Below are 15,929 nucleotides of genomic sequence, written 5' to 3'. Positions count from 1 at the left end.
TTGCGCAAAATCTTTCAAGAACTATTTAGCTCTTCCAAACTCCTAGTCCCGAAGGGCAAGTACCGCACGCAGCTGGTATTGCTAGTTCTGATTGCAGCCTCGATTCCGGTTATTGAACTGCTGGTTGCCAAGCTCTTTACCGATCTGGTTGTCGATGGGGCTGACAAGCCGCTGGCCGAGATCATCGTTGCCGGTGTTGTGTTTGCAGTGCTTTTTATCTCCACAAGAACTGCCAACTATCTGCAGAAGACCTATCGGGTGAAGTTCTTTGACAAGGCATTCGGAGCGGACACCAGAGAAAAGTCCAAGACCAAGGAGTCTTGGGAGTGGGCTATGGGTCTTGAGCTAGTCAACGTACTTAGCTTTTTGACTCAGCTATTTGTAATTGCGTTCTTCTTATTTGCACTCAGCCCGCTGTTTGCAGGGCTAAACATGCTGCTGGTGCTGATCGTGCTTCAGGTAATGGGAGTGCTTTTCAAGCGTCAGCTAAAGAAGCAACGCGGCTTTGTTGAGAAAAAACGCGCCAAGAAAGAGGTCACTCCAGCAGAGCGCCTGGGATCTCGAATTCAGCAGGCCGAGTTCGGCACGCTGCTGGCAAGCTTCGGTGTAGTGGTGCTGCTTGGGGTATTGATTTGGTTCTCGCTTGATGGTCTGGTCACACTCTCCAACACCATCGTGTTATTCCTAGGTCTAAGACTTCAAAACACCACATTCTCATCGGTTAGCAGCTCCTTGATGAGATTTGCCCGAGCTAAGGCGAACAGCTTCTAATGATCAAGCTGACCCTCGGCTATTCGACCCTCGCAGATCGAGTGGGTAACATCAAGCCACCCCCGGAGCGTTTGGACTGGCGGGTCACGGTTATCATTCAAAATCCCGAGAACATGGCTTGGCGCGGCGAAGGCCTTGCCGAGCTCTTCACAAGAACCGACCTTGAGATCCACGAGCTCACCAACCTAGGCGTTGCCAAAAGTCGCAATCAGGCGATTTGGCACTGCAAGGGTGAATACCTGATCTTCTCCGATGACGACATCGAGTTCAATGAAGCGGGCCTCGAAGAGGCAGTTCGCTTCCTCGATGAAAACCCGGAGTATTCGCTGCTGCTCGGCCAAGCTGTAGACCCGGCTGGCAAACTGCGCAAGCAGTATCCAAAGGGTCGTGAGGAGCTCACCAAATACAACTCCGCAAGGGCCGCAACCTACGAGATGGTGATCAGGGTTGAAGCGGTGCGGCAACTTGGGGTTTGGTTTGATGAACGTTTCGGTGCTGGGGCTAAGAACTACCTTGGCGATGAATACATATTCATCGTTGACTTACTAAGCGCCGGAGCCAAGGCAGTGTTTATGCCAATCACTTTGGCGACCCATCCGTTTGAATCATCTGGGTCGCGCTGGGGAAGCAAAAAAGATCGCATGGCTAGAGCATCCGTGTTTGATCGAGTCTTCGGATCCAAGGCCGCAATGGTTAGGTTTGGCTTTGGGCTAAGGCGCATCAAGGAGCTTGGTGGCCCATTGAAATTCTTGCTCTTTGTATTTGGTCGCTAGCGAGTTCTGAGCACCAAAACCTGCGAAGCGGGCTGTCCCGAAGTATTCAGGGTTTGCTTCACGCCATCAATCCAAACCTCGACCTTGACGTCATAGCCGGCACCGGTGTTGCGCTTGATCAGGGCGTATGGCTTACCGGTCACGTTCTTCAGCGACGAGACGCTAATCCACTTACCCGCGATTCGAGAGATGAACTGGCTGCCCTCATAACCTTGCACGTAGATGGCGATGTAGCCATTGAAGGATCCGACGGTCACCTTTTTGGTAGTGACCGGGGTTGGGTTTGGATCAACTGGAGTGCCACCAACCGGGGTTGACTCCAAGACCTTTTGGGCTGCAGCGATGTCAACCATTGGAATCTGCTTGCGTACCACATCGTCGATCTTCTTGCCCGAGACCTTCATCGCTTCCAGAACTGTCTGAGCGGAGTGCAGCGGGAACTGCTGCCTCAACAGGGCATAGCTGGCAGCTGCGGTCGGTGCAGCGGCAGATGTGCCGCTGGCCTGCATGTAACCGTAGGTGGCTGCCGAGATTGCGTAATCGGGGGCCAGTAACTCAACCTTGGTGCTCATGGTGTTGTAGATCGAGATTTGGCCATTCTCATCAACCGAACCAATGGACACTGCCTCATCCAAACAAGTTGGTGCCCAGGACTCCACCGAGTCTAGGTAGAAGCCATTGCCGGCTGCGGCAAATGGGATAACCCCAACCTCACGAAGCTTTTTCAGCGAAGCTCGCACCTCGGTGTAGACCGGGTTGGTGTTGCAGTTGAGCAGGTCCTGACGAGATGTCAGACCCAGAATTCCAAAGGACATCGAGACGGCGACGATGTTGTACTTCTCGCGGTTTTGGTAGAAATACTCAAGCGCTGCAACCACACTCTTAGGTTGCATATCGGTGTTAGCCATCACGATCTTGGCTTGGGGAGCAACGCCACCTGGTGCCACCGAGTTTGGCTTACCGGCGACGATGCCAGCGACCATGTTGCCGTGGGTTTCCTCAGCAATCAGGGCACCTCTAAGATCACGACGCTGGCTGGCGGCAGCGAGACCGGTTTGAAACTTGGTGCCGTTTGGACAGGTTGCGGTGTTGTTGGTTTGGTAAACACAGATGCCGTCAACGACCTGACCATCAAAGTACTCGTGCTGCAGGTTCACACCCTGGTCAATCATGGCAATGGTCACGCCTTGACCGAGGATGTTCTTACTCCAGGCGGCGTTGATGTTGATGGCCTCATAGGCCTTCTCGATTGGGGCAGCTTGGGCTGGAGTGCTGAGCCCAATGACTACCAACAGGGCTGCCGATAGCAACCCAAGTATTCGCTTAGCCATTTGTAACTCCTATCCAACTGCCCGAAAGTGTAAATCTGAGAAGTCAGCATTTCCTGAGAGTTGAGTCTAGGCTTTAGCCATGACTCAGGCGCACTATCGTGTCAAAAAGGCCGTTATCCCAGTTGCTGGACTTGGAACTAGATTCTTGCCAGCCACCAAGGCGATGCCAAAAGAAATGTTGCCGCTGGTTGATAAGCCAGTAATTCAATACGTTGTTGAGGAAGCCGTCGAGGCAGGTCTTGATGACCTACTGATGATCACCGGCAGAAACAAAAATGCCCTGGAGAACCACTTCGACCGAGTGGCGGAGCTGGAGCAGGTATTGGCCGATAAGGGCGATGCCAAGAAGTTGTTCAAAGTTCAAGAGTCTTCTCAACTAGCCGACATTCACTACACCCGCCAAGGAGACCCGCGCGGTCTTGGTCACGCGGTCCTCAGAGCAAAGAGCCATGTCGGCAATCACTCCTTTGCCGTGCTGCTTGGCGATGACGTAATCGACTTTAGGGACCAGATTCTCCCCCGCATGCTCGAGGTTCACGAGCAAACCGGCGACAACGTGATCGCACTCATGGAAGTCCCAGAAGATCAGATCCACCTCTATGGTTGCGCAAGCATCAATGAGACCTCCGAGGACGATGTGGTGCAGGTAACTGGCTTGGTTGAGAAGCCCGCCCGCGAAGAGGCACCCTCAAACCTTGCAGTGATCGGCCGCTACGTGCTTCGTCACGAAATGTTCGACATCTTGGAGAAGACTGATCCAGGTCGCGGTGGAGAGATCCAGCTCACCGATGCCCTGGAGTATGCGGTTGAGCACCCAGAGATTGCAGGTGGTGTGCGAGGAGTCGTGTTCCGCGGACGTCGCTATGACACTGGAGACAAGCTCGACTTCATCAAGGCAACCTTGAGAATCGGTATCGACCGAGAAGACATCGGCAGCGATCTCAGAAGCTGGCTAAAGGACTTCGCTAAAGAGATTTAGTTCTCTTGCATTTCTCGGAGCAGTACTTCACCTGATCCCAGTTTTTCTCCCACGCCTTGCGCCAGACCATGGGTCTGCCGCAACGCTCGCAGTTCTTCTGCGGCAGGTTTTCTTTTTTTACTCCGCGCACGATGAGTTAAGCATTACTTAGGTCGTGGCAATTCCTAATTGGATCTGAGAAGAACTGATCCGACCTTTGCTCCTGTGCTGGAAGCGGATGTCACATATGAAATTGTCTTGAGACTGGGCCTTAGCTTCTTTGCAGCTGCACAAGTAGCCTCAGCTTGTTTCTTGGCCAACGATGCTTTGGCTTGTGACGAATAAATACCGGTACAGGTGAGCTCGGTCCCAGAAATCTTTGAAGCCAGTGCCTGTTTCAAAAATGTGTTCTGTGAGGCCGAGAGCTTCATGCCCCCCGGGGCAAAAGGCAAAAGGGTTGCCTGAACACCCTGGGAGATTTTCACCTTTACGCGCTTCTTCGAGAAGGTGAAGCCATTTGCGTTTAGCCTGAGCCAGCCGTCGGTCTCTGAGACCACCTTTGTAGCCACAACTTGCTTACCCGACTCGTTTGTTACTTGAACCGTCGCGGACACCGGAGCATTGCTGAACCCATAGAGGCATCTGGCAACATCGGAGCGAATTTGAAGGTTGTACTCGCCAAGATTTAGCGTCTGTCCATCTTTCGCATAGTGAAGGCCAGCAATGTCATAGGTGAGGTAGCCGGACTGGAAATTTGGCGGTCCAGCTTGGAAGACCGGCGCATTGGAGGTGACCATGCCAAGCAAACCTCTGTTGGGACCCAGGCAATCTTCACCGATAGAGCGACCAATGCCGAAAGACCACTCGAAGACATCTTCGGCAGCCGTATCCAAATGGTGCTTGCCGAACGCTTGAACGATCGCCATCGCCCCAGGAGCCGAGGACAGGTGGGTACGGAGCCCAGTAGAACCCACCTTCATGGCCTCGCACCAGGAAGTGCCGGCACACATTGCATCCTCCTGCGCCTTGCCATAAGCGTCCCAGTTCACCTTGAAGAAGACTCTGTGCGTTCTGGCGGCTTGGGCAGTCAAGGAGACAATCTGCACGCCTTTGCTCTTCCTAACCGCCAGCACCGGTTCGGTTAGTCTCCCCTTGAAAAAGCCACTCCACTTGCTGGAAAGCTGCAACTCAAGTTGCACATCCAAGTTGGCTAACCGAGTCTGGTCAGATTGGTAACAGACGGACTCGGTATTGAAATAGCACTTTGCGGCTGCCCCTTGTTCACCAACGGTTTTCGCATCATCGCTTTGACGTTGGACCATCCGGATTCTTTCAAAGTTTCCTTGGAGTGCGGTGACTGGAAGAAGTTCTACATCCAGAGCTCGAGTAAGAAAATAGCCCTTGGCAGAATCAAACTGATACTCACCTCGGATCGAGAGGATGAAATCACCATTTGGCCCGCTAGCGAGCAATGGGCCAGAGCCATGAGGTAGAAATTTGTCTGGCAATCCTGAAACCGTATCTCCGACGAGTTCAGTAAGCGAGTAGCTCTCACCGCTTATTGTCAGTAGCCTCGCGCAGTCGAATTCAGTAGGTGAATTGCAAGTGGTGAAAGTCAGGTTGGCAGATATCTGACGAGTATTGTCAGCTGCCAAATCGCATAAATCGGCAAAGCCGCTGCAGAGCACCTCGTCACGAGCACTTGCCCGCGATGTGACCCTTGAACTCCATGGACCGAATGAGGCATCGGCCAAAGAGATGTACTGACCACTGTTGAGCTGCATCGGATCGATGTCTTCTGGAATATACCCAGCCGATGCGGGCGTCAATGAGGTGAAAGCCATTAGTACGGCCCCTATGGCACAAAAGTGCTTCCTCAACGACTCCCCCAAGTGATTCAGTTGGAACTGACTACAACCCTGCCATTCAAGCTAGCAGTTTTCGTCTGCTTGGCGCTTGAGGTGAAGGTCAGCTTGGGGTTCAAACCCTGAGCATAAGCACACGCCGCCTTTGCTCTAGCTTCGGCAAGCTTCCTGTCAGCTGCCTTGACGAAGTAGGCGGTGCAGTTGGCAACAGAGTTTGCCTCGGTTTGTGACATGAGTGATTCGATGGCTGAACGTTGCGATGAGCTGAGCTTTGTAAGCTTGCCACTGAACTTAGCTAGGTTTGCGCTCACCTTCTTGGGCTGTGGGGCCTGGGTCAAAGTAACGCGGACTTCTTTTTCAGAGAAGGTGAAGCCGTAGGCGGCAAGCTTTAGCCAGCCATCACGCTCCGATACTTGAGTCGTTGCCACGACACTCTCGCCTGCAACGGTTAGCACTGAGACAGACGCTTGCAGAGGAGCACTGCTGAATCCGTAAACGCAGCGAGCGAAGTCAGAGCGCATCAAAAGGTCGTACGTGCCCAGGTTCAGAGACTTGCCATCCGTCCCGTGATGCAATCCAGCAACCGAATAGCGAAGTGATCCGTTTCTCAGCTCTGGTGGGCCCTCAGAGTAAGCGGTTGCGTTTGTTGTCACGACGCCAAGAGTTCCGTTGAACTTGGAGACACAGGGGGCCAGAGCTGAATTCTTGACCAAATCTAGGGTTCTGAAGCCCCACGAGGTTGGAGCTGCAACCGGGGTATCTGCGACGTGCTTGGCAAAGGTAGTTACGGCCTTGAGCGCCCTGCTTCCAAAAGGGTACAGGTAAGACTGAACGTTTCGATTGGCACCAGACTGACTCTCAGGTGCAGAGTTTGCGATTCTCGTTGAGATGTTGCAATCGCGCTTTTCCATGCAGTCATCCCAGTATTCCTGGAGGTCTGCAGGGAGCTGCCCAAAATAGCCGCCGTGATAGAGAGTCGGAACTTTAACCGGTTTAGCCGTCACGGTAATTGTGCTGATCCCAGCGGCCTCCTGTGTTTTGACAATCGGATCTTCGATGCGTCCATGGAGCCATCCTGTCGGCTCATTTGCCAGCCTGAGTGATACGGAGATTTCGCCGTCGAGACGATGCGCTTTCTTAAGCAAACAAGTGCCATCTTGTTCCCAAATCGCGCACCTGAATCGGCCGAAGTCTTGAGCTCCTCCGCCACAACCCACAATCTCGGTCTTACCGTTGTCCAACTTTTTCTCGACACATTGTGATATGACCCCGAAACCATTGACATCGATGACGCCGTCCCAAATGCCTTCGAGTTCTGAGACTGGGATCAGCTGAACGTTTATCTTGACGTCAATTAGCTGACCAGATCGGATGTAACCCTGTTTACCACCAACGAGCAGATAGAGATCGCCCGCGGCATGGGGTGCCCCAGGGATTCGCCAAACCGATGGTTGTCCAATTTCAACCGGCAGGAGCCTCTCGTCTCCCTTGAAAGCGTTTGGGTGCTCTGAGTAGACGTAGCGGTCAAATTCTGCAACGGCAGAACCTGAGTTGGTTTTGATAGAAAGCTGTTCAACGCAGTCGAACTGATTAGCACGCTCACAGTTAGCAAAGTTCGCATTGAACCTCATCATCTTCGCACCTGAGCAATTCAAGTCATCCAAGGACTCGCAACTCAGCTGCTTCGATGTGGACTCGTCAAACACCGTGAGTGAAGAGAAGAGCTGACCGAAATCAACCGTGTCTTCAATCACTATCGAATGGTGCCCTAGCTCAAATTCGTTGGGGAGCGGCCATTGCTCATCTTCGGCAATAGCAGGCACAGAGCTGAGAGCAAGAGTTAGCCCGAGGAGCCAGGGAACTAGTTTCTTCAATTTGAAACCACGGTGACTCGTCCATCAAGACCCTTCGTCCTGGTCTGCTTCGCGGTGGAGGTGAACTTCAGTTTTGGGTTCAGACCCTGTGCATATGCACACGCCGCCTTTGCTCTAGCCTCGGCGAGCTGCTTGTCGGCTGCCTTGACGAAGTATGCGGTGCAAGATGCGATCGAGTTGGCCTCGGTCTGAGAAATTATTGATTCGATGGCAGCACGTTGCGACGCGTTTAGCTTGGTTGCCTTACCAGTGAACTTCGATAGGTTTGCGCTCACCTTCTTAGGCTGAGGGGCCTGAGTCAGAGTGACGCGAACTTCCTTCTCCGAAAAGGTGAACCCATAGGCGGCAAGCTTTAGCCACCCGTCCCGCTCGTTCACAATGGTTGTGGCCACCTTCTCTTCGCCGGCGGTCCCCACTACTTGAACAGTCGCTGAAATCGGTGCCTTGGAAAAACCGTAGAGACAGCGAGCTACGTCAGATCTCATAACCATGTCGTAGGTGCCTAGGTTCAGCGTCTTACCATCGGCTTCATAGTGCATACCAGCAACTTGATAACTGAGATATCCGTCCTTGAATTCGGGCACACTGCCTGAGTAAACAGAGGCGTTGGTAACCACGAATCCAGCGATTGATTCAGAATCCGTGAGGCATTGTTGCGGCACTGCGTTCATGATTGTCTTGACTGACCAAAGGTTGTTCTTTCCGCTCGATTTATCCCCCATCGGGTCTCGAAGACGCTTTACGAACTCGAACCCCGTTTGGCCCCACGCATCAGACCACAGCGTCAGCGGCCCCTCGAGAAGACCGCTATAGCCGATATTCAAGGCTCGATAGCCAGCCACATCAACATTTCCCAATGCCGTTCGATAGCTGATTCGATTTACCTCAACTGGCTCGGCCTCCACGGATATGCGCTGGAATGTAGCCGATTTTGATACTTGAACTCTGGGGTCCTTCATTCGACCCTCAAACCAGCCGTTGATTTCAAGTGGGGCACGTACTTCAGCCCTGATTGCAATTCCGGAGGGAAAATCTGCACGAAGGCCGCACTTTCCCTCATCGGACCATAGGCACTGTGCAGCGCTCTCGATGTGTTGGGTCCCACTTCCGCCGGCAAAGTAGCGCTTTCCCTCCGCGTTTACGAATGTGTAGGCCCTACCTTGAGTGAACCTAGGATCGAACGCAGTCTCGTAAGGAGACACATCCAGAGTCATTTCATTAGCAGACCAGTTCCCATTTGCTTTGAAATAGGTGAGGTTGTAACGAACGACCAGGGTAAGAGTTTCACCGCCAATCGTTGCCGAGAATAGCGATGGCGTGGTAGCCAGTGGCAACGAACTTGAGGAAACGGGCTCTATCTTTCGATCGTTTCCATAGCCCACAAAGACAGCATCGGACCATGAACCTCCATCTCGGATGCTGAGCTTTTCAAAGCATGGGGTCTGGCTCTCGGATGCGCAGACTGGCATGAATAAAGAGGCTCCCTGGTGCTTTGCATCAGCGCAGACTGGATCAGCTGCATCCTCACAGTGAAATGACTCATCATCTGTGGCTGCCGAGATTGCACTGAAGTTGTTGAGGCCTTTCTCGGACACGATAATTGCCACGCTTCCAGCGCCAGTCGGGGGGTCTGGTTCGAATGCCAATTTCGCATTCGCGCTCAATCCTGTAGCGAGTAATAGTGCGACCGCGAAAAGGGTCGCAAGAGTTGAACGAATACCCCCACGTTGCATAGGTAAAGCGTAGATAACAGACAGGGCCTGAGAAAACCCTCAGGCCCTGTCTGTTTAGGGGACAGCTACTCGTCAGACGAGGTTGCTGGTTCAGGCTTCGGGGCCACTATTGTCAGCTTGGACTTGGCAGTGTCCATCATCTCGATCCAGGTGTTACCAATCGCAAGCTTGATGGGCTGGCCGTCTTCTGTCTTGAGCAAGATCGGGTCAGCTGACCCTGCCTTGGACCAAGTCGCCTTGAGGTAGTAGCCATTGGAGAAGATGTGAGCGATGCCGGTGTTATCAATCAGCTTGGCCTTTGGAATCGCGCCGTACTTTGGATCAATAAAGCTATTGTCGTGAACGACCTCTAGCACCACAACGTTCTTGGTGACAACACGGTCGCCACCTTCTTGGTAGTGCTCTTCCTTGTCTAGAGTGTGCAGCCAAGCTGGTTCTGATGCTGCTGCCCATGGGAAGGCTGCAGATCCACCCTCCCAAGTAGAGATGGTGCCGGGGTATTTGATGGTCATGCCGGTTGCAACAGTGCCAAGGGCAACCGCGCTCGGTGCTGCATCAAACTCAAACCCTGGGGTTGGAGCTGGCATGTCTTTATAGTTTTGCTGCAGCTGCTGAGCGCGGAACATCAGGTTCCATGGAGCCGAGCGAGACTTTTCACGGTAGTAGGTGTCGTTGGACTGCTCGGTGTCTTCATCGCTCATCACCAAACCGGTGTCCTTGGCAGCACGCTTAAAGGGTGACTGTCCTCCGGAGTAGACGAAGATGCCATTGAACGGATCGATGATTGCGGCATCGACTGGACGTACTGAGCGAATCGGTCCAATTGCCTCTGGCACTCTGGAGTGCCAGACCGGCAGCATGCGGGTCATGCCACCCTCAACGCGCGTCATATAGACGAGGTCTGCATCGTTTAGCGCAAGCTGTGGTCGACCTCCCCAGGTGTTGTCAACCTTGCCGAGCACTGCTGGGAGGGCAAGATGCGCAGCATCTTCTTCGGCATAGAGCACACCGGTTAGCGGTGCTGGGATGAATACTGGTTCTGGCTCAGGCTCAACAGTTTGAGTTGCCGTTGGGGTTGGGGTGAGCACCGGGGCTGAACAACCTGCTAGAGGTAATGCGATAAGTGCTGCGATTGCCAGAAGTTTTGAGCCAGTTTGCATTTGACCAAGTGTAAAACCTTGAGGGCTACTTGCGCCTCTTGGCGAAACGGTTCGCCAGTCTGTCGCGCAGAATTTCAACCGGTAGCAACAAGGTGGTGAACACCACGATCAGAAGCACAGTGGTCTCAAGGTTCTCTTTCACCAGCGGCACATTTCCAAGCAGGTAACCGGAGAACATAAAGACACCAATCCACAGCACAGCCCCAATGAAGTTGAGCTTGGTGAAGCGCTTGGTGTCCATCTTCGAGATCCCAGCGAGCATTGGTATCAAAGCTCGCAGGATGGGTAGAAAACGGGCCAACACAATAGCTCTAGTGCCGTAGCGCTCAAAGAACTCGTGCGTTTTAGCCATCACCTTCTTGTTGATGAAGATGTTTTCACGGCGTTCAAATAGCGGGGGTCCGATTTTGTAACCGACCCAGTAACCGGTTTGAGTCCCCAGGAATGCTGCAAGCCAAATCAACAAGAACCCCGCCCAGTCAGGAAGCCACAGGGTCGTGGTGGAGAGGGTTAGACCAGTTAGAAACAGCAGGGAGTCACCTGGTAGAAACGAGGTCAAAATGAAGGCGGTCTCGAGAAAAATCACAAAGGTGACTGCAAAAACGAAGTACGGTCCGAACGCGGTGATGATGTGTTCCGCGTCAAGCCAGTTCAATTGTTCTCCGTCTTTGGCCAACTGTTGCGGCCTCCCAAAGTCTAACTTCGGGACTCACCCTCAGACACCGCTTCACTGAGAACTAGCAGGGTAAAAGTTCACTGCTCCACGCACCCAAACCGTAACTCGCATGCCAACCTCGGGAGCAAACGGTCCATTTGATCTAGCTCTGATCTTTAGCTTGGGGGTCTGCACCTCAACCACAGCGTCGTGACCAAAGAACACTCGACCGACCACCTCTGAATCACCGCTTGGGTTTGGCTGCAGATAAAAGTTCTCCGAGCGAATCGCAACTACCCCACGCTCACCCTCGGTCACTGAGTTCAGTGCGGAGAGCTTTCCAAGGTCAGTCTCGATCTTGTCCCCAACCACGACCCCGTCGACCAGTACCGAATCACCAAGGAAGGTTGCAATCCCGAGATCCGCCGGAGCGTTGTAGATCTCGGTTGGAGCACCTGCCTGAATGATCCGGCCATCTCTGAGTACCGCTACCTTCTCGGCTAGTGAGAGCGCTTCTTCCTGATCGTGAGTGACAAGAATTGCGGTTGCATTCTCCGCTTTGAGAACTCGCTTCACATCATCACGTAGTCGCGCTCTGAGCTCTTGATCCAGGGCACTAAAGGGTTCATCTAGCAAAATCAATTTGGGCTTGGGGGCAAGTGCTCTGGCGAGTGCCACTCGCTGCTGCTGCCCACCCGAAAGCGATGCTGGCTTGCGATTGGCAAACTCCTCAAGTCCTACAAGTTTTAGGAGCTCCTGAACTCGGGCCGCCTTGGTTGGTGATTTGGCCAAACCAAATCCAACATTTTCTGCGACGCTCAGGTGAGAAAACAGCGCGCTGTCCTGCGGCACGATCCCGATGCCTCTGTGCTCAGGAGCAACAAACACCTGATCACCAGCTATCTGGGTGTCATCAAGCCAAATCTCACCTGAGGTGGGTCTTTCAAAGCCCGCAATCAGTCTTAGTAGCGTCGACTTACCAGCGCCTGATGCTCCCAAGATTGCGGTTAGCTCTCCCCTGCTGGCGTGCAACGAAAGATCGCTAAGCACACTCTTTCCGCCATAGGAGATAGCTAGGTTTGAGATTTTCAGCATCAGTCGCTCACCTCCGCTACCGCTTTTCTGGCCTGAGCGTTTAAGGCTAAGGCAGGAATTCCAGCGAGCAATACCAGAAGCAGGGCATATGGGGCAGCCTGAGCAAACTGCAGCTCTTCGGTTGCGCTCCACAACCTGATAGCCAGGGTCTGCAACTCAGTTGGTCGAAGCAGCAGTGTTGCCGGTAGCTCCTTCAAAATCGTCAATGACACCACAGCTGCACCCGCGATGATTCCCGGTGTTGCCATCGGCAACACCACCTTGTAAAGCGTGCGATTGCCTCTGACTCCCAGCGAGTTGGCTACCTGTTCCAAAGATCGTGGAACCTGAGCAATTGGAGTGGAGATAACACTGAGCGCATTGGGCAAAAACAGAATCAGGTAGGCAAAGACCAACATCCACACACTTTGATAAACCCAAGGCAGTAGGTTGGCACCAACAAATACCAAGGCCAGTGCGATCACAATTGCCGGCAGGGCATGGGTTGCCCAAATCGAAAACTCCACCGCGCGAGCAAGCGGGGATGGAAACCTCACTACCCAAATCACTACCGCTAACCCAACTAGCGCAATCAGTGCGCCGGACCCAAATGCCACCGTCGCCGAACCCACAAGCGCCTCGACAATCTCGCTTAGATCTGCGGTCGAGGAGCCGATGATGCTCCAGTTCAAAAGTGAATAGAGCGGCACTCCCACCCCAATAATCGCAATCGAAGTTAGAACGAATACGGCTGCTGGGTGCATTGTCCCCAGAGCAATGCGAGATGGCTTTTGCATTGCGGTGCGCTGCGGTAAGTAGTCACCGCGATAGCGGCGCTCAAACCAGATCACCATCAAGGTAAGCATGATCAAAACCAGTGCCAAGGCCGCTGCAGAGGTGCGATCAAAACTCAATCGATAGGCGTTGTAGATCGCTCTCGTGAAGGTATCAAACCGCAGAATCGAGATCGCACCGAACTCACTCAATGTATACAGCGCAACCAGCAGTGAGGATGCGGTAGCAGCCGGTCGCACCTGTGGCCAGGTGACTCGAAGCAGCACCTTGATTCTGGATAAACCAAGACTTCTTGCAACCTCTTCGGCAGATACATCGGTCCTAACCAAGGCTGCGGAAACAGCGATAAATACATAAGGGGCGGTCGCCAGACTGAGCACCAACCAAGCGGCAAAGAATCCGCTGAAACCAGGGAAGGTGGCAGTGAAGGCAAAGGCCATCACATAGCTTGGGATCGCCAGTGGCAGGGTAGCCAAAACCGCAAAGACTCCCGGGGCTCTGAGGTTTGTTCGAGTGACCAACCAGGCCTGCAAAAAGCCAATCACTAAGGCGCTCACGCTCACGCTGATAACCAGAACAACCGTGTTTGCCAATAGCTCCAGGGTCCTCGGCCGCAGTAGTTCAGCCACTGCCTTGTCAAAGCCTTGACCCAAGCGAATCAGCAAGTAGCCAAGCGGCAGCAGGGCCGCCAGGGAAGCGAAAACCCCCAGTGCTACAACAATGACTGGGGGTTTACGCATTATCTGGCTAGATTAGCCCAGCTTGCCTGATCAGCTCTAGAGTCTGCTCGAGGGCATCTAGGTCATTCAGGTCAAACTCTGGAGCCGGGATATCGCTAAGTGGAACCAAGCCCTCCAAAAGCTCAATCCCTGCCACCAACGGGTACTCACCGGTCTGCTCGACAAAGTACTGCTGGCCCTGCTGAGAAAGCAGGTATTCAACAAAGACCTTGGCATTTGGGTTCTCGCTGAGAATGCCAACACCGGCTACGTTTCTTAGGTTTCCAACATCCTGACTCTCAAACTGAGCAATCTTGGACTTTAGGTTCTCAACCCCGACCTCTTTGGCCTTGGCATACCAGTAGTAGTGGTTGATTAGGCCCAAATCGATTTCACCAGCTTCAACGGCATCCAAAATCGCACCGTTTTTCTCATAGACCACGCCATTGACCTTCATGGCCTCAAGCCACTGAAGGGTCTTCGCTTCGCCCTCAATCAATCGCATCGCCGTCACAAAGGCTTGGAACGAGGCATTAGTTGGTGCGATGCCAACTCGACCTTGGTACTCAGGGTTAGCAAGATCAAAGACCGACTTTGGCAGCTCGGTAACCCTCTCAGGGTTGTAGTTCAGGACTCGAACCCGGCCTGAAACACCGATCCAACTGCCATCTTTCGCTCCATACTCCGGCGAGACCAAGTCGCGAAGGCTCTGATCTAAAGTCTTCAAAAGCCCAGCCTTGGAAACAGCACCTAGCGCTCCGGCATCCTGGGCAAAGAAGACATCGGCTGGTGAATTAGCACCCTCCTCCAAAATCTGAGCTGCCAACTCTGCACTACCTGCGTAGCGAACCTCAACCTCAATGCCGGTGGCTTCGGTGAACTGATCAATCAGCGGTTGAACCAGCTCTTCGCTTCTACCTGCATAAACCACCAGCGGTTCTGAAGAAGCGGTCTCTGAGGCTGACTCAGTTGATTCGGTGGCGGCGGGGGCACAGCCTGCCAGCGAGAGTGCGGTCATAAGGGCGATTGCTGCCCCAAGTGATTTCTTCAATTGCTTCCTAACTAAAAAGAGCAGAGGGTCGCCCCTCTGCTCTGAATAGGTTAGGTAAACCTAACTACTTTGTCAATTGCCTCTTTTTGCATCGATTTCAGCAATCAGGTTCTCGACCAAACCCTTGATTTCGTCGCGGATTGGACGAACATCTTCAACGCCCTTTCCGGCTGGATCCTGCAGCTGCCAGTCAAGGTAGGTCTTGCCTGGGTAGAACGGGCAAGCATCACCGCAACCCATGGTGATGACGTAGTCAGATGCCTGAACATCCTCATCGGTCAACACCTTTGGCTTAGCTGCAGAGATATCGATCCCCAACTCAGCCATGGCTGCCACCGCTGATGGGTTTACCTGGTTTCCCGGCATGGTGCCGGAGGAGCGAACCTCAATGCGGTCACCGGCTAGGTGCTGCAAGAAGCCCTGAGCCATCTGGCTTCTTCCCGCATTGTGGACACAGACAAACATTACGGATGCGATTGGGTTAGACATTTTCTGCTTTCTTCTTGGTGATGGTTGAAACAACTAGTGCCAATCCCAAGCCCACAACCTGGGCTAGTAGGTAACTGGGCATTGACGCTGGGGAGATTGAGCTGGCGGCGTCGGAGAGCATGCGACCCAAGCTCACCGCAGGGTTGGTGAATGAGGTTGAAGAGGTGAAGATGTGCCCGGCAACGATCCAGAGCGCCACCGCAGCCGGAATTTGGTTCGGGCTTTGATCAACCAGTAGCAAAATCAAAAGCACCAATCCAAAACTGGCAATCACCTCACCAATGAAGATTCCGGTGCCCAGCCGATCGACCTCACTTATTAGAAATGCCGGTTTTTCAAACATTAGATTCGCTAAGGCAGCTCCGCTGATGGCGCCGAGAGTTTGAGCCATCAAATAGCCAAAAAAGGTGGCAACCCCCAGCTCTCGCCTTAGTAGGAATGCCAATGAAACTATGGGGTTGAAGTGAGCTCCTGAAATTGGACCAAAGGCTGCGATAGCCCCAAATAAAACTGCGCCCACCGAGACTGCGATCATCAATAGCCCTAGGGCTTCGGGAGCTGCCAACTCGGTCACCATGTGAGCTGCACCAAGCACCGTGGTGACAACCAAAGCCGTGCCCAAATACTCAGCAAAGAGTGGGCGAACAGCGATCATGGAATTTCAATCCTGAGTTAGTGTTG

Annotated in this window: 15 protein-coding genes; 3 read left to right on the top strand and 12 right to left on the bottom strand. The window is 53.2% G+C overall.

Going from position 1 to position 15,929, the window contains the following annotated elements; all coding sequences use genetic code 11:
• Together OO713_RS00670 and OO713_RS00665 are read left to right on the top strand one after the other, a co-directional pair.
• Positions 1 to 771 (top strand): hypothetical protein, encoded by a 771-nt coding sequence (locus OO713_RS00670; protein ID WP_264785695.1) that lies wholly within the window; start codon positions 1 to 3, stop codon positions 769 to 771.
• The gene (locus OO713_RS00665; RefSeq protein ID WP_264785694.1) at positions 771 to 1,544 is read left to right on the top strand and encodes a glycosyltransferase; all 774 of its coding nucleotides are present in this window, start codon (positions 771 to 773) and stop codon (positions 1,542 to 1,544) included. Before OO713_RS00670 ends, OO713_RS00665 begins: the two co-directional genes overlap by 1 nt.
• Here the strand turns inward: OO713_RS00665 and OO713_RS00660 are convergent.
• Positions 1,541 to 2,875 (bottom strand): S8 family serine peptidase, encoded by a 1,335-nt coding sequence (locus tag OO713_RS00660; protein WP_264785693.1) that lies wholly within the window; start codon positions 2,873 to 2,875, stop codon positions 1,541 to 1,543. The genes OO713_RS00665 and OO713_RS00660 overlap by 4 nt on opposite strands.
• A gap of 79 nt (positions 2,876 to 2,954) precedes the next feature.
• On the opposite strand from OO713_RS00660, the gene galU reads away from it, so the two are divergent.
• The gene (gene galU / locus OO713_RS00655; protein WP_264785692.1) at positions 2,955 to 3,854 is read left to right on the top strand and encodes a UTP--glucose-1-phosphate uridylyltransferase GalU; all 900 of its coding nucleotides are present in this window, start codon (positions 2,955 to 2,957) and stop codon (positions 3,852 to 3,854) included.
• Here the strand turns inward: galU and OO713_RS07230 are convergent.
• From OO713_RS07230 to OO713_RS00605, 11 genes are all read right to left on the bottom strand, one after another.
• Positions 3,841 to 3,984, bottom strand: a complete 144-nt coding sequence (locus OO713_RS07230) for a DUF2256 domain-containing protein (RefSeq protein ID WP_346659308.1) — start codon at positions 3,982 to 3,984, stop codon at positions 3,841 to 3,843. The two genes, galU and OO713_RS07230, sit on opposite strands and share 14 nt — an antisense overlap.
• 34 nt (positions 3,985 to 4,018) lie before the next feature.
• Entirely contained in the window at positions 4,019 to 5,677 is a 1,659-nt protein-coding gene (locus tag OO713_RS00650) for a hypothetical protein (RefSeq protein WP_264785691.1), read from the bottom strand.
• 53 nt (positions 5,678 to 5,730) lie between these two features.
• Positions 5,731 to 7,572, bottom strand: a complete 1,842-nt coding sequence (locus OO713_RS00645) for a hypothetical protein (protein WP_264785689.1) — start codon at positions 7,570 to 7,572, stop codon at positions 5,731 to 5,733.
• Complete coding sequence (locus OO713_RS00640) at positions 7,569 to 9,305, bottom strand: hypothetical protein (RefSeq protein WP_264785688.1); 1,737 nt, start codon at positions 9,303 to 9,305, stop codon at positions 7,569 to 7,571. Before OO713_RS00640 ends, OO713_RS00645 begins: the two co-directional genes overlap by 4 nt.
• Positions 9,306 to 9,370: 65 nt before the next feature.
• Complete coding sequence (locus OO713_RS00635; RefSeq protein WP_264785687.1) at positions 9,371 to 10,465, bottom strand: DUF3048 domain-containing protein; 1,095 nt, start codon at positions 10,463 to 10,465, stop codon at positions 9,371 to 9,373.
• A 25-nt stretch (positions 10,466 to 10,490) separates the two neighbouring features.
• Entirely contained in the window at positions 10,491 to 11,120 is a 630-nt protein-coding gene (locus OO713_RS00630) for a VTT domain-containing protein (protein WP_264785686.1), read from the bottom strand.
• A gap of 72 nt (positions 11,121 to 11,192) precedes the next feature.
• Complete coding sequence (locus tag OO713_RS00625; RefSeq protein WP_264785685.1) at positions 11,193 to 12,215, bottom strand: ABC transporter ATP-binding protein; 1,023 nt, start codon at positions 12,213 to 12,215, stop codon at positions 11,193 to 11,195.
• Positions 12,215 to 13,729, bottom strand: coding sequence for an iron ABC transporter permease (locus tag OO713_RS00620; protein ID WP_264785684.1), 1,515 nt, complete (start codon positions 13,727 to 13,729; stop codon positions 12,215 to 12,217). Before OO713_RS00620 ends, OO713_RS00625 begins: the two co-directional genes overlap by 1 nt.
• Before the next feature lie 7 nt (positions 13,730 to 13,736).
• Positions 13,737 to 14,759, bottom strand: a complete 1,023-nt coding sequence (locus OO713_RS00615) for an iron ABC transporter substrate-binding protein (RefSeq protein ID WP_264785683.1) — start codon at positions 14,757 to 14,759, stop codon at positions 13,737 to 13,739.
• 72 nt (positions 14,760 to 14,831) lie between these two features.
• Positions 14,832 to 15,248, bottom strand: coding sequence for an arsenate reductase ArsC (locus OO713_RS00610; protein ID WP_264785667.1), 417 nt, complete (start codon positions 15,246 to 15,248; stop codon positions 14,832 to 14,834).
• Positions 15,241 to 15,903 carry an aquaporin gene (locus OO713_RS00605; RefSeq protein WP_264785666.1) on the bottom strand — a complete coding sequence of 221 codons (663 nt, stop codon included), beginning with the start codon at positions 15,901 to 15,903 and terminating at the stop codon, positions 15,241 to 15,243. The genes OO713_RS00610 and OO713_RS00605 overlap by 8 nt, the downstream gene beginning before the upstream one ends.
• Positions 15,904 to 15,929 lie beyond the last annotated feature (26 nt).

This window comes from Aquiluna sp. KACHI24 (assembly GCF_025997915.1).
Taxonomy (GTDB): Bacteria; Actinomycetota; Actinomycetes; order Actinomycetales; family Microbacteriaceae; genus Aquiluna.
Note: the sequence above shows the minus strand (reverse complement) of the source record. Positions and strands in the feature narration are given on the sequence as shown.